Raw genomic sequence first — 23205 nt, forward strand, 5'->3', positions numbered from 1 at the left:
AAGTTATTAACCTTTTCATAATAGTAAACTAAGTTCTTTTTGAAACCGAGAAACACCTAACTTTCAACTAAGAAGCAAAGTGTTATCAGTAGTAATCCGGTTATTGTTTCAGAAGCAAAAGTATTTAAGATAACCCTTGCTAAACAGAGGGCTGCCCCCTCAATTAATAAAATATTACGTTGATTTGTTAAATAAATAACACAAAATAGTAGCTCTACTTAAATGAAGTCCTAAAACTCTTCTATTTCATCCAAATAGGGTTTGTTCTCCATGACCCAAAGTAGAAGGCTGTTGTTTCTGGCATCCAATTCCAGCTTCTTACAAATACGTGATCTATAATTCTCAACTGATTTAACAGATATAAATAATAAATCACTGATTTCTTTACTTGTATATTTTTGACTAACTAACTTCAATGTCTTCAACTCAACCTGCGTCAGCTGCTCTAACTTTTTAAGCAGATTTTTTATTTTCCCCTCGCTTTCTTCTTCCATTTTTCGCAAGCCCTGAGCAGAGAATCTTTTCCCTTCCAACACCTCGTGAATGCATTGCACCAGCTCTTCTGAAGTATGGTCTTTTACGAGATATCCAACTGCCCCACTATTAAAGGCCTTTCGCTGCATTTCGATATCATTATACATCGTAAGGATGACCAGTTTTGTCTCTGATTGTTCGCCCACTTCCTGACACACCTGTAAACCGGTCATTACCGGCATATCAATATCTAGAATTGCAATATCAGGTGATTCTTTAAGAATACAATCTGCAGCTTCTTTTCCGTTTGTAAATTCCTGAATTTCTATGTCCTCAAAAGAAGTCTCTAAAAGTGATTTTACGCCACTTCTAAAAATCGGGTGATCATCAGCAATAACAACTTTCATGGGATAAAGATATAATTATTTCTTTACATTTTTTGCACACAAACTATTCGAAACGAATGACACAACGGAAACCTTTTCCTTTATTATCAGAGAAGATAGCTCTACCTCCAATTTTACGTGCGCGTTCCCGGATCGTATTTAAACCTATACCGTCAGATATTTCCTTTTCTGTAAACCCTCTTCCATTATCCATGTATTCAAACTGGTAATACCCTCCCTGCTGTACCAAAATAATTTTAAGGGCTGAAGCATTCGCATGTTTAATTGTGTTATTAATGGACTCCTGCACAATTCTGTATAGTTGTGTCTGGATTTCGAGTGGTAAATCGTCAGCAGCTTCCGTCACTTCATAACTGCACACGATTCCCGAACTTTTCTGCACACGCTCCGTCAAAGAAGCGATTGATCTTACTAAACCTATTTTCTCCAGATAGGAAGGGTGAAGTGTGTGCGACAGATTACGCGTCTGGTTAATCATTTCTCCTACTTCTCCATCCAATCCATCAAGGTTTTCAATTTTACCTTGTCGGTATAAATTTATCTTTGATTTAATAACAGATAAAGACTGCCCGATATCATCATGAAGGTCTCTGGATATACGCGATCGCTCTTCATCAATATTCGAGATTAATTTTTGCGTATAATCTCTTTGCTGCTTTCTTCTTAATCGTACATGACGATTATGGAAAAACGCTAAAACAAGAACCAAAAAGGATACCGAACTAATAATAATTATATTGATTCTCGAATTATTCAGTGCATTATCTTTGGCTAGCAGCTCAATTTCAGCGTCTTTCTTTTCCAGGTCGTAAATAACTTGTAATTCAGCCATTTTTTCTGCATTATTTACTTCAGCAAGACTATCATGCAAAGAATAAAATTCTTCGTATGCTGCAAGCGCGCTTTCATATTGCCCCAGACTTTTTAGAATCATTGATTTAAAATGGAGACCACTTGCTTCATCTTGTTTTGACCCCACTTTATCCGCATAATCCAGTCCGGTTTCAATATATTCTAAAGCCTCTTTGAAATTACCCAAGGATCTGATAACAGAACCTTTGAGAAAATAGGCTTTTGGCAAGAACGGGTAATCACCCGTCATTTCGAAAATATGTATGGCAGAATCTATGTATAATAGTGCGGTGTCTTTCTTTCCTAATTCACTATACGAATTACTGAGGTTTAACAGTGTCACACCAATACCTTGCGGAAAACCCAGATTTTCAGCTTTTATTAAAGTACTTCCATAATGTTCACGAGCCGCTTCAAAATCTCCCTTTTCAGTTGAAATTAGCCCCAAATTGTTGTGTAGATTAAAAGCAAGGCGTTCCTCGCCCAGTTCTTCCGCATACTTCAATCCCCTTTCTAAATCTTTTTCAGCTTCTTCATATTGCTTATTATAAAATTTGATCAGGCCAATGTTATTAAGCATCATACTGATATGATACTTAGAATCAATTTTTTCCGCAGACTTTAGTGCTTTGAGGTAATAATCCATCGCATCGTTCCGGTTACTACGCGATTCAGAAATAATTCCCAATCCATTATAACACTCAACAATGTTCTCCCCGTCTCCTCTTTCAATTGATTTTTCCAGTAATTCTTTGAATTGTTTTTCAGCGGTATAACTATCACTGTCCACTAAAATAAACGCTTCGCGGATCAATGTAGTATTGTATAATGTCCAATCTTCATTTTTCTTCGCCAGCTTCTTGGACTTAATATAGTATTGTGCCGACGAAACCTTTTTTCTGGAAAAATAATAGTAGTTACCATAATACTGATAAATCAAAGCTTCTCTTGAAAGATCCTTCAGTTCTCTTGCAATTTTTATTGCGCTATCTCCATAAGAGAACACAGAACTGGAGTCATAATATGTACTCTGTCTTATATTTTTGGCTAAACTATCAAACTGTTCTTCTAATTGTTCTTTATTCTGTCCAAAGCAAGTGATTATCATTAAATTGACAACACAAAATATGCATAATTTCATGTATTTTGGGATTTCATAAGTTGGCGATTAAATGTAATATTTTTTTAACAATTTGAAAAATAAAACAACAACTTATTTTACTATTCAAACATCGCTAATCGGTAACTCCTGCTTTTCCCTTACCTAGCTAGAAACATCAAAATATATACTCCTTCATAATCAATTAAAAGAAGAATCTCCTTTTATAGGCTGAAAAAAGCAACTAAACAAACATAATAGACTACTTGCCGGCAATAACAGCCAACTAGTCGAAAAGTAATATTAATTAACATTTTATTTATTGTTTGGTAACTAAAAAACCATGTAACTTTGCGCTGCATTTTAACTATGCACGCATAATAAAAATAAAAAACAACCGAAAAAACACCATGAAAATCGTATCTACACTTGTATTATTGATGACATTAATCTCTAACTACAGTTTGTCTCAATGTACGTTTACATCTTCCAACGGAACCGGGTATGAAGTCACGATCTCATTAACTCCGTACGAGATTGTACAACTTACCACTCCATCAGATTGTGGTTCCACTGTCAATTACGGAATCAACTTATTCTATTCAGTAAACTTCAGAGGAAAAAGTCCAAAAGGTGGTTTGAATACACTGAACGGAATACTTTATATAGGAAATGATCTATTAAGCTTCGACTTACCGGAGCAAGGTGGTACAGGAGTTGTTATGGCTGTTCTGGTTAATCCATGTGATGACAGGAATCAAATTCCACAACCTCCTGTTCAGGCTACAATACACATTCAGGGCCCTGGTATCAGTAATCAGGTAAATGCTCCATGTGAGTTGGCAGGATCTCCTCTACCTGTAGAACTTATTGCCTTTGAAGGTGTTCGAAATACTAACGGAATCGGGCTAAACTGGACAACTGCCAGCGAAAGAAACAATGATTACTTCATCATTCAGAAATCCACGAACGGAACAGATTTTACAACGATCGATTACGTTCAGGGAGCAGGAACAACTACTGTTGAACAAAACTATAGGTTCGAGGATCAGAAACCTGTAAAAGGAGTCAATTATTATAAATTGATACAGGTTGACTACGACGGAACTCAAGAAGAAAAAGGGGTGATTAGTGTAGATTATACAAAATCTGACAACGTATACTTTTATCCTAATCCGGTAACAGGAACTACTTTATTTGTGGATGAAGTAGCAGAAGGAAGCTCTCTTCAAATTATCAGTATGCAAGGAACGTTAATCAAACAAATGGATCTTACAGGTATTACTGAAATTCAACTGAATGATGTCATGTCAGGCACCTATTTTTTCCGCATTCTTGATAAGAACTACGGAACTGTTACGACAGAACGTATTATTATACGATAAATACTATTGAACGAAAACCAGTTTTACCTGTTTACCGTATATTGGTCAGGTGAACTGGTTTTCTTATGAGAAGTATTCTTTCGTTATTGTTTGGCTGTTTAATGTATTCACAGCTGTCAGCTACAACATCTCCCTATATTTCGGAGCTAGTAGAAAGTCCCCTCGAAATCGAAGGAGAAAAACTTCTTTATTACCACTCCGGAATTCGCGAGTTTCAACTCTCCGAACAAACAACCCCTGAGGATATAGTTTCTGCATTTTCCCTGTACACTAAAAAAAGTCCCAATTTTGGATTTGCACGGGAAGATGTCTGGATCGCATTTATCATAGAGAATCCACATACGCGAAATGTCTCCGGGTACTTACAGTTTGACAACCCTATTATTGATGTTATTGATGTGTACTACTGGGATCAGGAAGCTCACCAGTTCAAAATAACGGGCCAAACAGGAGATCAACGCGATTTTTCTATGCGATCCCTAGACAGCAGGTATCCCAATGTATTTACCTCTCTCCCGGCAGAGCAACAATCTTTCTTTTTGATACGGATGAATAATGGCGGCGAACAATTTCACTTCGGATTATCCTTCCAAACCAGTAAAACGATACTTGAACAGGATCATTCTCACCAGTTCTTTTTCGGAATCTATTTTGGAATACTGCTCTTCGTTCTTCTCTTCAATGTTTTTCTCTATTTCTCCATGAAAGAGAGACTATCACTTTACTATATCGGCTACCTGTTTAGCCTGGGAATTCTTCAGCTCTCTTTAAATGGTTTCGGGAAGGAGTTTGCCTGGACAAATTCAGGCTTCTTAGCGAATCACATCAATCCCTTGTTTGCTTCAATGGGTGTGTTCTTTCTGATCCTCTTTGTCCGATCCTTTCTTCAACTTAAAAAGATTCTTCCGAAAATAGATCGCGTATTTGTTATCATCAGCTACGTAGTTCTCCTCAACTCCGTGCTTTCGGTTATTCCTAATACGCACATCTATTATTTCTCCGTTCTCGCTATTAACGGAATTACCCTCCTGCTTACACTTGCCATTATCCCGGTTGCCCTGTATGCATGGAAGCAACATTTTAAATCAGCGCGTTACTTTACACTTGCTTTTTTGGTGCTCATTATTGCAGTAAGTGCATTTGTTCTTAAAAATTTCGGCGTTATTGAATCCAATCCCTTCTCAGATTACGGAATGCAATACGGATCTGCTCTTGAGGTCATTCTTTTATCCGTTGCAATTGTAGACCGCTTCAAACAACTCAGAGAGAAAGCCATAAAACGCCTTAATGAGGTCAATGAATTCCGAAAAAGAATCAATGAGGAACTGGAAATAAAAATCAAGGAACGGACACGAGAAGTTGTTCAGCAAAAACAACGGATAGAAGGTCAGCATGCAGAACTTGAATTCAAGAATAACGAAATGGTCAGTAGCATTTCGTATGCAAGACGCATACAGGACGCTATACTTCCATCCCTGCAAAAACTGGATCAATCACTTCCTGAATATGGTATTCTTTATATTCCCCGTGATATTGTTGCCGGAGATTTTTACTGGCTAAAAAATATCCGAAGGGAAGAACAAGACTTCATCTGTTTTGCAGTCGCTGACTGTACAGGACATGGTGTACCCGGAGCAATGATGAGCGTTTTATGCCATAATGCTCTGAATAGTGCCCTTGATGAAGTAAATCAGATTACTCCCGGAAAAATTCTGGATAAGGTTGATGAACTATTAAAAGAAGATCTGTCCGGAACCGAGAATCAAATCCGGGATGGGATGGATATTAGTCTTATTTGTTGGAATACTACCACGCAGGAAGTATTCTGGGCTGGCGCAAACAATTCACTATGGGTTTTTTCGGAACATGAAAACACCATTCGGGAGATTGCTCCCGACAAACAAGCAATCGGTTGGGGAGAAAATAAAACTCCGTTTACCTCACACGTCGTTTCTCTTTTACCCGGAGACACGCTGGTATTGTATACAGACGGTTTTGCAGATCAGTTCGGAGGGGAAAAGGGAAAAAAATACAAGAGCCGGAATCTCAGGAATTATATACTGAGTAATCAATCGTATTCACTCCCTCAACTAACAGATCAGTTATTAGAAGAATTTAGTAGCTGGAAACAGGAGGAAGAACAGGTAGATGATGTGTGTATTCTAACTATCAGGCTTTTTTAATTTTCCGGTTGTAGCTTTCGATATCTAATAGAAAGTCAATATTTTCTTCAATATGGTTTCCAATGACAATCAGGTTAACTCCTGCTTCTTTGAATTTCTCTATCGTATCTACTGATTTAATTCCTCCTCCTACAATAATAGGCACTTGAATTTCCTTCCTCAATTTATAGACCCAGTCAGTCGGAACCGGATTATAGGCTCCACTTCCGGCATCAAAATAAATCAACTGAAGCCCCAACATCATACCCGCTAAAACTGTATTTCGGGCAATTGAAAATTGTTCACCGGGAATAGGAGTTGTCTGACTGACATACTGAACCGAAGTCTGTTTCCCTCCATCTACTAATACATAAGCTGTAGGAATAATCTCCAGATTCATTTCCTGCAACTCAGAAGCTGCAGCAATATGATGACCAATTAAATAATCCGGATTACGTCCTGAAATAAGGTTCAGAAAAAACAAAGCATCCGCATCATTCGAAATTTGGTGTGAAGCCCCAGGAAATAGGATCACCGGAAGTTTTGTATGTTGTTTTAGCAGAGTTATACATTGTTTGAGATCTTTTGCAGAAACGGTACTTCCTCCTACTAAAAAGTAGTTTACTCCGGCAAATTCGGCTTTTTGCGCCAGACGAGCAATGATTTCTTTCTCTTTCGTTTTTTCAGGATCCACAAGAACAGCAATTTGTCCTGTTTTACCGGAAATTTCATTAAAAATCGTTCTTCGTCCTTTGTACATTGTTTGTATTTACAGTGATAATCAGGTCTCCTTTCGTAAAAATAGCTATTTCTGTAGTAAACCACTGGTCATCCACTCTAAAATTACCTTCCAGGCGATTTTCAGATAGTGGAATCAGGCACAGATCTTCTGCAAAAATCACTCCTTCCCGTCCGGCCAGTTTAAATAATGCCTCTTTTGAGGACCAAAGTTTAATCAGCTCGGCTGTCGAAGTGGAATCAAAGTTCGTATACTCACTTCTGTGCAAAAACTTTTCTTTTATCCGGTGGACTTTTTCCCGTACAGGTTCCAGATCAAAACCAACTGAAAAATCTTCTGAAAAAGCGATCCCGGCTACATTCGGAGCATGACTGATAGAAATAGCAGGACCTTTTTCCAGAAATGGAGCTCCATTTTCCCTGTAGGTTATCACACTATCACTTCCAAACAGCTCGTTCTTCAGCAATCGGGTAGCAATGAATTCTCTCTTTCTCTTTGGCAGCAAAAATTTATCAACCCGCAGACGCTCCGAATCCGAAAGTTGCGCGATGTAGTTATCTATTTCAAAATCATCGAAAAACAGCAACTCAACCCTAACAGTATCGTTGACTTTGATTGAATCTCTTTTAAAATCGTACACCATTCTTACTTTGTTGTCTCAGCAACCCTAGGAATTTCAACTATTTTAATGATTTTCACGTGTTCCTTATTTGTCCCTTCCATATCTACCGCTTCTACCAACTGTAGCTGTAAGCGACACGTAAAATCCTCACGAAGTGAATCTGGCGTACTCAAAAAGATCTGCTCCATTTCCATATTTGTTGAATCTGCAACTACCGGATACGTTTTACCACCAAATTTCACTATATGTGCATCTGCCATATAGAAATAATGAACATCTGCCCAAAAAGGTTTTGAAAGGTCAATTTTTTCACCTGATTTTTCAAGCGTATAATCCAATGTTGTAGCTTGCTCCACATCAAAATCAGTTACCATTTCAATAGCATCCCGCTGTGCTTTATACCTAATATCACGATCCGGAAAAGATGCTGTTACATTACCTTTATCGGATTTCCATTCACCAAAAGAAGCATAAGGAATTTCATCTTCTCCGAGATACGTTTCCAAAATTACCGCAGTTCCATCCTCCTTGAGATGAACTACTGTTTCAATCCCTTCACAATCAGCACAGGGTAATACTTCTTTAAAAACTCCGGGAGAAACCTCTTCTATGTATTGCCTCTCTGTACCATTACTCTCTTCACTTTTCATTTCTGACTCTCCCGCACAGGAAAACCAGAAAAAAGAAGCAGCCACTATTACACTCGCTGTATAAAATTTCATCACGATCCTTTTTGCTAAGATACAAATCTCCCCAATCTTCCGGTTACAGCTGAATTAAGTTTTAATAATTTCGGGGATCGTTCCACAATTCGGTTCTAAGTCCCAAAAAACCTCCCAGGTAACTTCTTAATTTTCCCCCATGAGATTTTCCCAGATATTCAACGGTAACAAAAGCCCTCATTCTCCACTTTGGGACGATCATATAGCCCGCAGTTACTTGTACTTTTGTCCAGTTATACTTATCTCCGTTTCCAATATAAAAGCCATATTCTCCAGGTCGGTTATTGTACGACTGAAGTATATCTCCCCCCCAGGAAATACTGTCAGAAAAATCACTTCCCCTCAATGCATAGACAACATCGACATTAAAGTCCCACCTATCACCAACATACCTGAGACGCGTATTCCACTCTGCAAAATTAGCCCCATAAGGATGTGCCAATACAGTTCCCTGATGTGTAAACGATTGTCCGGTTGTCCCATGGGTGTATGTATAGGGTCTGGCAAAATTCACTTCTGTAAGATATCGCAGCCCCTTTATTCCAAATACATTCCTTCCTTTCACCCCTAATTGAGCAGCAAACTTATTCGCCCACCAACCATTCGCCGCCATGATTTCCTTCAACAGAAAATCATCAATCATCAACTGCCCATACACCTGAAGTGACGGATAAATTTTCTGACTCAACTGAATTCCTATTTGTACTTTATCGGAAGAGCCTAAGCCATACTCCACAGGTCGATACAGAATAAAAGGATTTAGGTACTCCCACTCAAAAGGGCGGCTCTGACTACCGGCTTTACCACTGTAAATAACAGACTCAAAAAAACTAAAGTTAAATCCTTTGAACAGATTCAGGCTCAGATAGTGTGTTGCAGCATGTTTTCTGAAAAAACCTCCTGCCAAATCCCTTTCACGCAAAAGCTGGTGCAAAATTACATACTCGGCTCTCCACACACGCAAGCGCAATGAAACAAACGGATAGGGTGTTCCATAACCATCTAATAAAAGAGAACGATCTCCCTCACCAAATTTGTTATTATCTAATCCTACCTGAAAATTAAAGAATTTATTGGGAGAATAACTGATTCTTCCTCTAAGATCATGGTACTGATAGGTTGTAAATCCCTGATTCTGAAATCTGAAAAATGCGGTAGGATATGCGCCTCCTGAATATGTAATAGCGTCTCTGTTTGCCAGTCCTCCGACATACCCCAACTGCATGTATAAGCCTTTTACCGGAGCATATTCCATGCCCACTCCCACTCCCGTCCGTAGATCCAATCTGTTTTCGGTAATCCCTCCGACAAGGTCAGCAACCGGAAATATAGAAAACAGATTTGTATGCGTGTAATTGACCGTGTCCTTCTTCATATCCGTTCGACGTTCGGCAATTTGCGGATAAATAGAAGTGTGATGATCAAATGATTTCCACCCGTCTGATTCCGTTGAGTCTTCAACAAAATATGTATTCCACAGTAATCTCTCCTGGCTATATGCCAACCTGAAAACCAAAACGCCTATGACAATCAATAGTATTCTCATCAGAAATCAAAATATCGGTTTTCTAATTGTGTTCTCAACCCAAAACCGACATATAATGTCTGCGAACCCGATGAGGGAAATGCTTCTTTACGATACAACATTGATAGGAAGATCTGCAGATTATTCATCCGGTTAAACCGATACAATATATCTACCTGTTGCAAGAATAGACGCCCGTTTTCGATCACAGAAGGAATGGAAGATACGGCCAACAATCGATCCCCCAACATCCCAGTGTTTAGACCCCGTGTCGTACGATATAGATTTGTTTTAGATTCAATAGCCATCCGTTTCCATTCATACGACAAGCGCACAATAGCCTCCGAAAAGTTATTCCCTACAGGATGAACCAATGGTAAATTATTATGCGAAAAGTTTAACCTTCGGTTAGGATGTGTGTAAAAACCTTCCGGAACAGTATTGTATTCTAACTGAAAAAATAAATTCCGGATACGAAAAGGTTCTGACCATCTCATACCAATCTGATAAGCCGGTGAAAACGATGCAAAATCATCTAACGCCAGCTGACCATATACATGAAAGTGAGCCGGTAATTTAACCAACATATTGATTCCCACCATCGAATTGGATCGGGCTCCTTTTGTTCCTAAAACAGCTGTATTTATAACCGGAACTGGATTATAATACAACCCGTGTACTCTTCTGATTTCGGTAGAATCACCTCTGTCCCATACGGTAGACTCAAAAAAGGAGATTGCAGCAAATTCCCAGGGTTTATACGTAAAATAGTGGGCTGAAAAACCTTTCTTTTCATATTGTCGCTCAGTAGCATTTGACTGGATTTCCGTCCGAAGCAGGTTCAGTTGTTGTCCATAGATCGCTTCCCCACTTAACTTTTTATTGATCCGATACGAAAACCTCAAATATGGGGCATTCGCTGAATAATCAGAAAGTAACACTGAACGGTATCCCGAACCTACAAAATGTCTGTTATTACCCAGAGACACTCTTAGAAACCGGAAAGGACGGTACGTCACTGATCCTGTAACATAGGCATAATCAAACGCATCTCCTTTAAAAGGTTTTGTCCTTGCTGCGCCCGGAACAGAGCCATTCTGTTGTGTATAATTTCCTGCCCCAGGATAATACTCTCCGGATTGCGTAATATACTGCGCCTGGTAATCTACAAATCGTTGCTGATTTTCTCTAAAATCCGAAGAAAAAGAAACTTTATCAGTAATATCACCCTTTATTTCAAACCCTCTCGTATTACAAAATAAATTCGTCGTTGTTACAGCATGTAAATCGCGTCCCAATGAGAAATCTACAATAGGATTCACAGTTATAAAGTATCCATTGCCTTTGATCTCAAAAAAGTGCTCTTGAAACAACTTTCTCCCCAACCATTTTCTTTCTTTCCTATCTTCGTTTAAATAGTGGATTTGAAATGTGGTTTCTTCTGTTTCCGGAAAAAAGGATGCTCCTGTATAGGTATATGTGTAAATTGAATCCGGTAGTACCTCATACGTTGTATGATACAGCCTGTCTTTATAAAAATCCACCATGGGATAAAATCGCTGCTGGGCTGAAAGTGCAACAGGAAAAAGTAGTAGAATATACAGGAAGAATTTCACTATCCGGGTAGATTTTCAGCAACAAAAAACGGATTATACAGATTGGGTTTATTATACGTCAATGGCAAACCTGTTTCAGCATTTAGAACGGTTCCTCCAGCTGCTTCGAGTAGCGCCTGACCGGCTGCAATATCCCATTCCATAGTTGGAGCAAATCGCGGATAGCTATGTGCCTTTTGCTTAACAAGATCAATAAACTTCAACGCACTCCCTTTTCTCAGATACGTCAATTCACCATATACTGCTTCCAGGTTATCCAGATAATCTGTAATCATACCTGAATCATGACTACGGGAAGTCAATACAACTATTGAATCCGAACTCTCACTTTCACCTTTATCAATTTCTTCAATATCCGGAGAAGAATTTGTGTAGAATGCCTGAAACAATCCCATCTCTTTACCTCCAAACATCATGTAATGATCGACCGGAGAAGCAATTAATCCAAATACCGGTTTCTCATCTACCACAAGGGCAATATTTATGGCAAATTCATCATTTCGATTCACAAATTCTCTTGTTCCGTCAACCGGATCTATCACCCAACATTTGTGCCAGTCTTTTCTTTCTTTGAAATCCCGGTTTTTCATCTCCTCACCAATGATAGGAATTTTTGTAGACGCCAAAAATTCTTCAATAATCTGTGAAGAACGATAATCGGCTTCGGTAACCGGGCTTCCGTCTGACTTAATGATCGTGTCGAAATCGTTCACATACACATCCAGAATCTCATCCGTAGCGGCAATAGCTGCGCGAATGGCCGCCTGAACTTCACTATTGAATTGATTGATGGTCATGAATTGATTAGTTTTAACAGATCTCCGGCTAAAGAACTGGCTCCGATACGGAAGAGATCTGGAGTTAACCAATCTTCACCTAACTCTGCCAACACAACATCTCTATATAAAGCTGCATCATCAAAAGTTCGAATTCCCCCACTCGGTTTAAATCCGATCCTCTTTCCGGATAATTCAAATTCTTTAAGGATCTCCTGACACATGATTCGCGCAGCTTTGAATGTCGCTCCTATTTCACACTTTCCTGTTGAAGTCTTTATGAAATCTGCTCCAGCAGAGATGGCAAGGGCAGAAGCTGTTCGAATATTTTCATCTGTTTTTAATTCCCCTGTTTCCAGTATGACTTTTAGTTTTGTTTGCCCGGAACTCTGCTTCAATAACACAATTTCTTTCTTTGCTGCTTCCTTATTTCCGCCGAAGAACAATCCTCTGTTGAGAACAATATCAATATCGTCTACTCCGCTTTGTGCCGCAGCCTGAACTTCTGTTTGCTTTAATCCGGTAAATGTCTGACCATGTGGAAACCCTCCTGCAACTACCGCAGTATGAATTTTCGAATTTGTAAGACGTGATACAACATGTTCCCCAAAATTGGGAAAAACGCAGATTGCTGCCACCGCATTTCCCTGTATCTCGTTATCGAGTGCAAAGTCAATCAGCTTGTCAACTGAATAAACTGAATCCGTAGCATTCAAAGTTGTCAGATCGATGTAGGAGAATAATTCTTTGGCCAGTAACTTCATAGAGTACAATTTACTCAAAAATGCGAAAATAGATTGTAAATATCAAAGAAAACTTACCGCTTACAAACAAAAATCCCCTCGTCTAAACGAGGGGATATCAATTTCTTATCCAAGTCTGAAATATATCGGAACGGTGTATCGAACGCGCACCGGTCTACCTCTCTGTTTTCCAGGAGACCATTTCGGCATGGCTTTCACCACTCGCTCGGCCTCTCTGTCTAACTCAGGAGTAACTCCCCGAACCGTCTTCACCTGAGTGATCGCACCGTCTGTTTCAACAACAAACTGAACGTATACACGTCCCTGATCTCCCATTTGAACGGCCATTTCAGGATATTTAATATTCTTCTGAATAAACTTCATCATGGCTTCTTCTCCACCCGGGAAAGAAGGCTGCTCTTCAGGGAAGTCTACAATCTTCTCAGGTGGTGGCGGAGGTGTGTTTGTCACCTTTGGTGGTTCCACATCCGGTGGAGCAATAGACATTTGCGTCTCTTCCTCATCGTTTTCTACCTCGTTCACCTCATCTGTTGGTGGTGGTGGAACTTCAGGTTCCTCCGGTGGTGGCGGAGTATCTTCCGGTGGTGGTGGTTCTTCCTCCACAACCTGCTCAAACTGAATGTCCTTATTGATTGCATCATCTTCCCCGTTGTCTCCGTTTCCGGAAGAAACACCATAAGTAAACGCAACCAAAACAAAAGCTGCCGCAAAGAACAATCCCACACCAACCAACGCTGGTCTCAATTGTTCCGCATCAACTTCCGGGTTCTTTTTAGGTTCCATATTTACAATTTATCCGTTGCTAATATAGCAATTTTATCAAAAACTATGCCTAAACTAAAGATTCCTTCCCATAAATAAAACGAAATAAAAGAATCCCCATTAAACATCCTATAATATTAGCTAATATATCCCAAATCTCAAAATATCTGCCCGAAATAACACTTCCCTGTATCAGTTCAATTATAGTCCCAATAACTATAACTCCCATGACTACTACAAGTAGCGCTTTTCTTTTCAACCATGAGTACACATATTGTTTTTTTAATCCTACTAACCATAAATGCGTTAGCATACCATAAAAAAACCAGTGCATCAGCTTATCGAAAGCAAACAGACTAACAACGTGCTGCGGCATTTCATCTCCCGGGGTTAAACTGAGCGCTATAAGCAAAATCAGCCACAAAATGCCGGGTATTAAATACCGCCAGAACATACTTACCCTACAAGCGCCTTGTAATCATCAGCTGAAAGAAGGGCATCAAGCTCTGAAGTGTCCGACAACTTCACTTTGATCATCCATCCATCACCATAAGGATCACTGTTTACTGCTTCAGGATTAGCTTCCAGTTCCGTATTGAACTCAAGAATCTCTCCACTCACAGGCATAAACAAATCGGAAACGGTTTTTACCGCTTCAACTGTTCCGAAAACTTCTTCTTTATCAAGCGCCTCGCCTTCGGTTTCAACTTCTACATAAACGATGTCACCCAACTCACTCTGAGCAAAATCTGTGATTCCGATTGTAGCAGTGTCTCCTTCAACACTCACCCACTCATGGTCTTTTGTGTATTTTAGATTTCCAGGTATGTTCATTTTATCTGATTTTTCTTTTTGGCAAAATTAATCTTTTTGGTCAATCTCACCCCATGTAAGGGGAGATTAAAAAAATTGCCTGTACTGAAGAAACAAAATTCTACTTTCATTCCTTTACAGCACAGGCATATATCATTATTGCTTACTAACTTTCACTCTAAAAATTTCCTCCCCCGACTGGATTGTCAAATGATACACACCACTTGATACTTCTGTTAGATTCAACTCGTATAATGCTGTACCGGAGACAGTTTCAGAAAACAGCTGTTTCCCCGACATATCAAATAAGGAAACAACAACATCCTGAAGACTTTTATCAGGCAATTCGACATAGAGTTTACCTTCTGTAGGGTTCGGGTAAACTAAAATCAATTCTTCGGAGAACTTTTTCAAATTTGTTCCGGCATTCGCATACGCTCCATCCATTGAAGTAGCACCAGTGTTCCCGGGGTCCAACCATGGCTTTAGACGCGCCTGATTGGATGTTCCGCTTCTATTCCAATCCGTGTAAAATTTCCCATACAAATCGGGAGAAGTAGGAGACCCGCAACTAGAAAGCCCACCTGACAACTGACCAACTATGCGTCCGTTCTGATTAAAAATAGGAGATCCCGAAGAACCACCTTCTGTAACACCATGACCATTTGTTGTCGCAGCCCATCTTACACGCCAATGCGCATCAGTTGCCCCTCCATTATAGGTAGAAGATAGTAATGTTGTTGAATACGTTGAAATTTTCTTTGCACTTCCAGCGGGATGATGAATTCCGACTCCCGAAGTGGCTGCGATATCTCTTCGATCCCAACCTGCAAAATACGCTCCATATGAGTGCGGAATATTTGAATTCAGCTCTGCCAGGTAGAAATCTGAACCTGCCACCTCATTGTCTCCCGGAGGATTGTTTAAAGTTCCGTTAGCCGATGAAGCTCTAACCTGGCCTCCGGACATAGTCTGTGAACCTTTGGAAGGGTCAAAACCATTTCCCGATGGCTGGCAAACTGTTTTTTGATAATTCCAATACCAAACCCAGGCAGAAATATTAGTTCCAACTGATGGCTCTCCACAATGCCAGGCACTTAAAATATAGGGTTTAAAATCCATTGCCGTGTTATTAACGACAGCACCTGAACAGACAAATACAGATCCTCCCTGATTAAAAGAGTAATGAACAACCGAATTAATCTGATCTTCCCATCCGTTTCTTTCAGGCGTACAAGCTACATCAACCTGACAAGATGCTGCTTTCAAAGAAAAATTATTATCCGAATATACACTAACGTGATCCTGAACACCTCTGTAGAAATACGCAACTTCTCCAATTGCAATTTCAGGACGCAGGTAGGTTCCCTTAGGTGCAAAATATTCTATTGTCAGCAAATCTCCCTGTACCATCTCCATTGCCCGAAAGGTAGGAGTATTTGATGTGTAGGCACCTAAAATCTGCTTCTTATTCTTGTTATATACAAAAAGCTCTGCCCCGGTCGGCAACTGAATATCCTTTGAGAAGTACAATCCTAACGCCTTTGCATTCTCTGCCGTAATTGATAAACGCCATACCTGAGAACCGTCTTCAAGCTCGTACCAGGTTCCTGAGTTTTCAGGGTTCAGGTTAACCGGAATAATTACACCAACCCGATATGGCTTACTCTTCAAATCTTCCTGTTGATCCTCAATAGACAATTGTTCTGTGTCAGGAGCAGGAAGCGAAACTACCTGATGATTTACCTGAAAGGAATTCCATGATTTTTTAAAGGATACCGGGATCCCCCCCTCACTTACTTGTGCCTTCAAGGTTGTCATTCCCAACAACACTGCACCGGCATAAAGTAAATACTTTTTCATTCTATTACAGTTTATTATGGTTTAAAAAAGGCAAAGCAACAAAAGTCGGAAAGAGAGACAAATGTATCAAATTATTTGTTTCGGACAAATAGCCTCTAAGATCATAATTGCTAAATCATTACTATAATCTTACTTTACAATTCTTATTTTTGCCTAAATTACAATGCATGAAGAAAAAAGTTCTGCTCATAGAAGATGAAGCTTCCCTGAGAGAGATGATTAGGTTAAATCTGGAAATGGAAGATTTTGAAGTCGAGGATACTTCTGATGGCCAAATCGCTTTGGATAAAGCAGATAAACTTGACGAATACGCACTTGTAATTCTCGATGTAATGCTCCCACATGTGAGTGGGTTTGACATTTGCCGGGCCTACAGAGAACACTCAAATGTCCCCATCTTATTTCTTTCGGCAAAAGGAACTACAACAGATCGGATTGCAGGGTTAAAACTGGGGGCGAATGATTATTTGCCCAAGCCTTTTGATCTGGAGGAATTACTGCTCCGCGTATTTGTACTGACCGGAAAACATGAATCTTCGACGGTGACTGACCAGTTGTTAATCGGAACTAAAACAGTTGATTTTAAAACATTTGACGTAGAGGAAAACGGAAACCTGATCACTACGCTTACCAAGAGAGAAATTAACTTACTTCAGTTATTTAATCTTCATTCAGGAGAAGTTGTTTCGCGCAACATGATACTAGATGAAATTTGGGGAGTTGATCAATATCCTACTTCACGAACCATTGACAATTATATTCTCAACTTCCGTAAAATCTTTGAAAAAGACCCGAAACACCCTTCTTATTTCCATTCTATCAGGGGAGTTGGGTACAAATTTACTCCCTGATACTGATTCAAAATATTACTTTTGCAGAATAAAATTTACGAGCACCATGTATTCAAACCGGCAAAAACAAAGACGATACGACATTACCTACCTGAAGATGGCTCAAACATGGGGAAATCTTTCACACTGTAACCGGAAAAAAGTAGGAGCCCTCATTGTAAAAGACAGGATGATCATATCGGATGGATACAATGGTACTCCTTCCGGATTTGACAATGATTGCGAGGATGAGAGCGGTATGACCAACTGGTATGTTCTTCATGCAGAAGCTAACGCACTTCTAAAAGTTTCTAGATCTACCAACAATTCTAACGGAGCAACGTTATATCTTACACTATCGCCCTGTAAAGAATGTAGTAAACTTATTTTGCAGGCCGGAATTGCCCGGGTTGTGTACAGAGATGAATATAAAGACCGCTCCGGAATTGACTTTTTGATAGAAGCCGGAATAACGGTAGAACAAATTTCCTATACGGATGAAGAATAATATAAAGCTTTTTTTTCCCCTGATTGTTGCCTTAGCTCTTGCCGGAGGTTACTATATGGGGCTTCAGTTAAATAAAAACTCACTTATAACTTACGGAAAATCCTCTTCTGATCTGGGGGCTAAGTTTGAAAGCATTCTGGAGGTCATTGAGGAAAAGTACGTCGATACGATTGACAGGGATCACTTTTTAGACAAAGCTATCAATGATGTTCTTCACAAGTTGGATCCTCATTCAAATTACATTCCGTCCTCAGAAGTTGCCCGCATGATGGAAAGCATCGACGGAAAATTCGGTGGTATAGGTGTCCGATTTATGCTTCACAGAGACTCTCTTGCTATTACACATGTCATCCCTCTCTCTCCTTCTGAAAAGGCTGATATACTCCCCGGAGACCGTATTATCGAAGTAGATGGAGTAGAACTAAGCACAATTTCTCTCAGCAATAGTTGGGTAATGGATCATCTGAAAGGAGAACCGGGAACCAAGGTTACTGTAAAAGTTTTCAGAAATGGTAAAACATCAAAACATGTCATAACACGTGGTATTATTCCTTTGGAAAGTATTTCCTGCGCTACGATGATTACTCCGGACGTCGGGTATATTCGTTTAGAACAGTTTTCTCAGACCTCTTCGGACGAGTTTTACTCTGCCGCAACGATTTTGAAGGTAAAGGGGATGAAAAAACTCATTTTTGATTTACGTGATAACGGAGGTGGCGTACTCGGCAGTGCCATCGAAATTATTGATGAGTTTCTGGAAGCAGGAAAACTTATCGTCTATACGGATGGTGCCAACCAACCTGAAAGAAGATATACTTCCTCTTCACGAGGGATTCTGAAAGACATTGAGGTTGCCGTTCTTATCAATGAAAACTCAGCTTCAGCCAGTGAAATTGTTGCCGGAGCTATCCAGGATAACGACCGCGGGATGATCATTGGTCGTCGTTCTTTTGGAAAAGGACTGGTACAGGAAGACATTCCTCTTCGTGACGGAAGTAATATACGTCTTACCGTTGCGCGTTATTACACTCCAACCGGACGTTGTATTCAACGCCCCTATGGAGAAAATGTTGACTATACTGAGGATTTCTTCCATCGCTATGAAAACGGAGAATTATACGCTGTAGATTCTACTTTATTTGTGGACTCCCTCAAGTACACAACACCCGGTGGACGCACTGTATATGGTGGGGGAGGAATCATGCCGGACATTTTTGTACCCTATGACTCAAGTCACTCTAGTTTTTACCTCTCGGAATTACGTTACGGACTTGCTTTCGGCCATTTTGCTTTTGATAAAGTAAATGAATGGGGAAGAAGCAAGTGGAAGAACGAGGATGTCTATGCCAAAACATTTTCTGTTTCGGATGCATTACTGAATGAATTTTTAACGTATGCCGAAAAAGAACTGGGTATTGACCGGGATATCACAGGGGAAGAAAAAAGCAAAGCCAATCTACGCAAATACCTTAAAGCAGAAATTGCCCGACAAATCTGGGTAGAACAAGGTTACTTCAGAGTTATTATGGAATCAGACCCGGAAGCATTGAAAGCTATCGAAGTCTTGCATTAATTCAGTATTAAATTATAGAATGAGGGAGCTTGGTAACTCCCTCATTTTTGTTTATTGTACTTTATATCGCTTGCGACATAAAATATTTTTATTTACATTTGTATCGCGAACGATATAAAATAATTAATATGAACCGCTTTAAATTACAATTTATCTTCCGGTTACTGCTAGGTGCCGCTCTCGTCTATGCGGGAACAGGTCATCTTACTTTTCTACGCTTAGAATTTCAGGCACAGGTTCCACAATGGCTTCCTATGGATACGGATCTTGTAGTCATACTTTCCGGTGTCGTAGAGATTGTACTGGGACTATCCCTATTAATAGCAGGAAAATACAAGCAAACAGTTGGTTGGATAACAGCTCTGTTTTTTATAGCTGTGTTTCCTGGAAATATTGCACAATACCTAAACGGAGTCGATGCATTTGGGCTGGATACTGATCAGGCGCGATTGATCCGTTTATTCTTTCAACCTATTCTCGTAATCTGGGCACTATGGTCAACCGGAATTTTAACTAAAAAAATAAACTAATGAAAACTGATTTCTATTCATTCGATGCTACAACTCTTCAGGGGAAAAAAATCAACATGGAGGAGTTTAAAGGAAAAACAATTTTAGTAGTAAACACAGCCAGTAAATGTGGTTTTACTCCCCAACTGGAAGGACTGGAAGACATGTACAAGAAACATGCAGATCAGGGATTGGTCATTCTCGGGTTTCCCTGTAACCAGTTCGGCAATCAAGAACCCGGAGACGAGGAGTCAATTGCAGAAGGTTGTGTCATCAATTACGGCGTTACTTTCCCAATGTTCGCTAAGATTGAAGTTAACGGTCCCAATACACATCCGTTATTTGGATTTCTCAAATCCAAATTAGGAGGATGGTTTGGAAGCCGGATCAAATGGAATTTCACGAAATTTCTTATCGACAGTAACGGAAAGCCTATCAAGCGATTTTCTCCTATTACTAAACCGGAGGCAATCGAAAATTACATTAAGAAGCATCACTTATTACAGGCGTAATCATGAAATACGAACAGTTAAAACTGGACAACCAGATCTGTTTCCCCTTGTATGCTGCTTCCCGGTTGGTAATAAGAGAATATCAGCCCATGCTGGACAAACTGGGAATTACCTATCCGCAGTATCTGGTTCTCCTGGTGCTCTGGGAACAGAATGGTCAACCGGTAAATGATATAGCGAAAAAATTAATTTTGAATACCAATACCATTACCCCTTTACTTAAACGTCTGGAAACACAGGGGATTGTCACAAGAGAACGATCTAAAGAAGATGAGCGGAAAGTAATCGTTTTACTCACGGAAAAAGGAAAAGCTATGCAGGATAAGGCTTCCTGTATCCCCATGCAATTAGTAACAGGTATGCAGTCTACTGATATAACAACAGAAAATCTGACTGAACTCAAAAATCAATTACATGCTTTCATTGATTTTATGATGCAAAGGACATAAAAAAAACGGAGGCTATAACCTCCGTTTTTTTGGTAACAATAAACGAACCTGCATCAAATTGACAGACTACTTTGCCAATTCTTCTTTTACAAGTGTGGAAATGACCTTTCCGTCAGCTTTTCCGGCCAACTCTTTAGAAAGTGGTCCCATTACCTTACCCATATCCTGCGGCCCGGTAGCACCTACCTGGGCAATCTTTTCACGAACAGCGGCGCGTATTTCCACCTCTGACATCATCTCCGGCATATATGCTTTTATGATTTCAGCCTGAAGCAACTCTTCCGCAGCAAGGTCTTCACGTCCCTGCTCTTTGTACAACTCGTAGGTTTCAATACGCTGTTTGTACAACTTCATAATAATTTTTGTCTCCACTTCTTCCGTTACCTCACCAGCTCCTGATGTCGCCTCAAGTAAAAGTTTAGACTTAATATCACGCAATGCCGCAAGTTTCTCTTTCTCCTTTGCGAGCATCGCCTGTTTAATATCGTTGTTAATCTTTTCTGTTAATCCCATTACTTTTCTATTAATCTACGTTGTCGTGTAAGAATGAATTATTACCACGTAAATCAGACTTACCTTCTTCTTCACTTCCAAATAACCCGAATCTGGATACACTTGACTCCGATGAATGCGGTGTATCATCCAACGTTATATTTCTACGCATAAAAGCAGGTTCTTTTTCCAGCTCCGAAATACCATCCGGTTTTTTCAGTTTACTGGTATACTCACGAATACGCATCATTCGTTCCTCTGCTTTTCGTTGTTGTTCTTCCGGAGAAAGTCCTGTTTCAACACTCTCCGTGTTTTCAACTTTTGCTTCCAGATCATCCTCCAACACGTAACGTGTTACTTTTTCTTCTTTCTTACTTTCAGTTTCCAGAGGTTTTTCGAAGCTCACTTCCTCAGTGATTTCCTTTTTAACCTCCCAGTCAAATGAAATAGACGCCTGCGGATCTTCTTCTTTCTCTATATCTTCATTGACAGGAGTAAACGTTTCCTCTTCTTCATCAAGGCTGTAAAAAACCTGCTGTTGTTTTGGTTCTTCCACCAACTTTGGCTCTTCAGACACTTCATTTTCAACAGTAGTATTTACCTCCTGCTCGCTTACCACCTCTTTTTTCAAAAAAGGCATTTCTTCCACCTCTTTCTGCGGCTCTTCTACCGGAGTTGACATAGGTGTTTTAATCTCTGCTTTTGCTTCTTCCTCCAGTTTGCGGAATGTCTTTTCCGGAGCTTTTTCAAAACCTGTCACCGGAGAGGAATTAAAACCCGTAGCAATCAGTGTTACGCTAATACCATCTCCCAGAGAAGTATCCTGACCATGTCCCCAGATCACATCTGCTGTTGAACCTGCTTCATCCTGAATATAATCCGTAATATCAGCAATTTCGTCCATCAGAACTTCCTTATCTCCGTATGTAATATTCAACAATACGTATTGTGCACCAGCAATGTCATTATCATTCAACAATGGCGAAGAAAGTGCTCTTTGCACCGCTTCAATTGCACGGTTTTCTCCTTCAGCCATTGCTGATCCCATGATAGCCACACCACTGTCACGCATAACTGTGTTCACGTCATTAAAATCAACGTTAATAGCACCGGTCACCGAAATTACTTCTGCAATTCCTTTTGCTGCAGTAGTAACTACATCATCTGCCTGTGCAAAAGCATTCCCCAGACTAAGGTTTCCATACATCTCACGCAAACGCTCATTGTTAATAACCAACAAGGTATCTACATTCTGACGCATTTCTTCAAGACCAGCTTCCGCTTGCTGCCTTCTCTTTCTCCCTTCAAAATTGAAAGGAACAGTAACAATACCTACGGTAAGTATTCCCAGATCTTTGGCAAGCTTTGCAATAACCGGCGCAGCACCTGTACCTGTTCCACCACCCATTCCGGCAGTTACGAAAACCATCTTTGTGTTCTTTTCAAGAACTTCTTTAATCTCCTCAATATTTTCAATGGCGGCATTCTTTCCTATTTCAGGAATAGATCCCGCTCCTCTACCTTCAGTCAGACTTGGTCCCAACTGAATTTTTACGGGAATCGGAGACATCTCCAAAGCCTGACAATCAGTATTACATACTACATAGTCAACTCCTTTAATTCCCATACTAAACATATGGTTTACGGCATTGCTACCTCCACCCCCAACTCCGATCACCTTGATAATCGAAGATTGTCCTTTTGGCATATCAAATTCCATACGATTCAGGTTTTTTACTTGTTTATTGTTG

At 39.9% G+C, this 23205-nt stretch carries 23 protein-coding genes; 8 read left to right on the top strand and 15 right to left on the bottom strand.

What is annotated here, in order from left to right; genetic code table 11:
• Positions 1–230: 230 nt before the first annotated feature.
• Complete coding sequence (locus tag AC4PL9_RS10715) at positions 231–881, bottom strand: response regulator (RefSeq protein WP_491604749.1); 651 nt, start codon at positions 879–881, stop codon at positions 231–233.
• A 43-nt stretch (positions 882–924) separates the two neighbouring features.
• The gene (locus AC4PL9_RS10720) at positions 925–2874 is read right to left on the bottom strand and encodes a tetratricopeptide repeat-containing sensor histidine kinase (RefSeq protein ID WP_491604750.1); all 1950 of its coding nucleotides are present in this window, start codon (positions 2872–2874) and stop codon (positions 925–927) included.
• 368 nt (positions 2875–3242) lie between these two features.
• On the opposite strand from AC4PL9_RS10720, the gene AC4PL9_RS10725 reads away from it, so the two are divergent.
• Both AC4PL9_RS10725 and AC4PL9_RS10730 read left to right on the top strand, forming a co-directional pair.
• Complete coding sequence (locus AC4PL9_RS10725; protein WP_491604751.1) at positions 3243–4217, top strand: T9SS type A sorting domain-containing protein; 975 nt, start codon at positions 3243–3245, stop codon at positions 4215–4217.
• 65 nt (positions 4218–4282) lie between these two features.
• Complete coding sequence (locus AC4PL9_RS10730; protein ID WP_491604752.1) at positions 4283–6400, top strand: 7TM diverse intracellular signaling domain-containing protein; 2118 nt, start codon at positions 4283–4285, stop codon at positions 6398–6400.
• Here the strand turns inward: AC4PL9_RS10730 and AC4PL9_RS10735 are convergent.
• The 11 genes from AC4PL9_RS10735 to AC4PL9_RS10785 all read right to left on the bottom strand — a co-directional run bounded on the left by AC4PL9_RS10735 (position 6387) and on the right by AC4PL9_RS10785 (position 16581).
• Positions 6387–7139: a phosphoglycerol geranylgeranyltransferase gene (locus AC4PL9_RS10735; protein WP_491604753.1), complete on the bottom strand. Its 753-nt coding sequence runs from the start codon at positions 7137–7139 to the stop codon at positions 6387–6389. The genes AC4PL9_RS10730 and AC4PL9_RS10735 overlap by 14 nt on opposite strands.
• On the bottom strand, positions 7111–7761 hold the full coding sequence (locus tag AC4PL9_RS10740; protein ID WP_491604754.1) for a 4'-phosphopantetheinyl transferase family protein: 651 nt from the start codon (positions 7759–7761) through the stop codon (positions 7111–7113). Before AC4PL9_RS10740 ends, AC4PL9_RS10735 begins: the two co-directional genes overlap by 29 nt.
• A gap of 2 nt (positions 7762–7763) precedes the next feature.
• Entirely contained in the window at positions 7764–8462 is a 699-nt protein-coding gene (locus tag AC4PL9_RS10745; protein WP_491604755.1) for a copper resistance protein NlpE N-terminal domain-containing protein, read from the bottom strand.
• Positions 8463–8523: 61 nt separating this feature from the next.
• A complete protein-coding gene (locus AC4PL9_RS10750) occupies positions 8524–10008 on the bottom strand; it encodes a hypothetical protein (RefSeq protein WP_491604756.1) in 1485 nt (494 codons plus the stop codon).
• Positions 10008–11603 (bottom strand): hypothetical protein, encoded by a 1596-nt coding sequence (locus AC4PL9_RS10755; protein ID WP_491604757.1) that lies wholly within the window; start codon positions 11601–11603, stop codon positions 10008–10010. Before AC4PL9_RS10755 ends, AC4PL9_RS10750 begins: the two co-directional genes overlap by 1 nt.
• The gene (locus AC4PL9_RS10760) at positions 11603–12400 is read right to left on the bottom strand and encodes a 3'(2'),5'-bisphosphate nucleotidase CysQ family protein (protein ID WP_491604758.1); all 798 of its coding nucleotides are present in this window, start codon (positions 12398–12400) and stop codon (positions 11603–11605) included. The genes AC4PL9_RS10755 and AC4PL9_RS10760 overlap by 1 nt, the downstream gene beginning before the upstream one ends.
• A complete protein-coding gene (gene deoC, locus AC4PL9_RS10765) occupies positions 12397–13143 on the bottom strand; it encodes a deoxyribose-phosphate aldolase (RefSeq protein WP_491604759.1) in 747 nt (248 codons plus the stop codon). Before deoC ends, AC4PL9_RS10760 begins: the two co-directional genes overlap by 4 nt.
• A gap of 105 nt (positions 13144–13248) precedes the next feature.
• Positions 13249–13926, bottom strand: coding sequence for an energy transducer TonB (locus AC4PL9_RS10770; RefSeq protein ID WP_491604760.1), 678 nt, complete (start codon positions 13924–13926; stop codon positions 13249–13251).
• 49 nt (positions 13927–13975) lie between these two features.
• Complete coding sequence (locus tag AC4PL9_RS10775; RefSeq protein WP_491604761.1) at positions 13976–14359, bottom strand: VanZ family protein; 384 nt, start codon at positions 14357–14359, stop codon at positions 13976–13978.
• A 2-nt stretch (positions 14360–14361) separates the two neighbouring features.
• Positions 14362–14739: a glycine cleavage system protein GcvH gene (gene gcvH / locus AC4PL9_RS10780; RefSeq protein ID WP_491604762.1), complete on the bottom strand. Its 378-nt coding sequence runs from the start codon at positions 14737–14739 to the stop codon at positions 14362–14364.
• A gap of 135 nt (positions 14740–14874) precedes the next feature.
• Positions 14875–16581, bottom strand: coding sequence for a T9SS type A sorting domain-containing protein (locus AC4PL9_RS10785; protein WP_491604763.1), 1707 nt, complete (start codon positions 16579–16581; stop codon positions 14875–14877).
• 167 nt (positions 16582–16748) lie between these two features.
• Between AC4PL9_RS10785 and AC4PL9_RS10790 the strand changes: the two genes are divergently transcribed.
• From AC4PL9_RS10790 to AC4PL9_RS10815, 6 genes are all read left to right on the top strand, one after another.
• Positions 16749–17432 carry a response regulator transcription factor gene (locus AC4PL9_RS10790; protein ID WP_491604764.1) on the top strand — a complete coding sequence of 228 codons (684 nt, stop codon included), beginning with the start codon at positions 16749–16751 and terminating at the stop codon, positions 17430–17432.
• A gap of 46 nt (positions 17433–17478) precedes the next feature.
• Positions 17479–17919 (top strand): deoxycytidylate deaminase, encoded by a 441-nt coding sequence (locus AC4PL9_RS10795; protein WP_491604765.1) that lies wholly within the window; start codon positions 17479–17481, stop codon positions 17917–17919.
• Positions 17909–19492, top strand: coding sequence for a S41 family peptidase (locus AC4PL9_RS10800; protein WP_491604766.1), 1584 nt, complete (start codon positions 17909–17911; stop codon positions 19490–19492). The genes AC4PL9_RS10795 and AC4PL9_RS10800 overlap by 11 nt, the downstream gene beginning before the upstream one ends.
• Positions 19493–19620: 128 nt before the next feature.
• Complete coding sequence (locus tag AC4PL9_RS10805) at positions 19621–20022, top strand: DoxX family protein (protein WP_491604767.1); 402 nt, start codon at positions 19621–19623, stop codon at positions 20020–20022.
• The gene (locus AC4PL9_RS10810) at positions 20022–20513 is read left to right on the top strand and encodes a glutathione peroxidase (protein WP_491604768.1); all 492 of its coding nucleotides are present in this window, start codon (positions 20022–20024) and stop codon (positions 20511–20513) included. The genes AC4PL9_RS10805 and AC4PL9_RS10810 overlap by 1 nt, the downstream gene beginning before the upstream one ends.
• Before the next feature lie 2 nt (positions 20514–20515).
• Positions 20516–20962: a MarR family winged helix-turn-helix transcriptional regulator gene (locus AC4PL9_RS10815; protein WP_491604769.1), complete on the top strand. Its 447-nt coding sequence runs from the start codon at positions 20516–20518 to the stop codon at positions 20960–20962.
• Positions 20963–21028: 66 nt separating this feature from the next.
• On the opposite strand, the gene AC4PL9_RS10820 is transcribed toward AC4PL9_RS10815, so the two are convergent.
• Positions 21029–21475, bottom strand: a complete 447-nt coding sequence (locus AC4PL9_RS10820) for a GatB/YqeY domain-containing protein (protein WP_491604770.1) — start codon at positions 21473–21475, stop codon at positions 21029–21031.
• Between the two features lie 10 nt (positions 21476–21485).
• Positions 21486–23174, bottom strand: a complete 1689-nt coding sequence (ftsZ, locus tag AC4PL9_RS10825) for a cell division protein FtsZ (protein ID WP_491604771.1) — start codon at positions 23172–23174, stop codon at positions 21486–21488.
• Positions 23175–23205: the final 31 nt, after the last annotated feature.

The organism is Wandonia sp. (genome assembly GCF_984588085.1).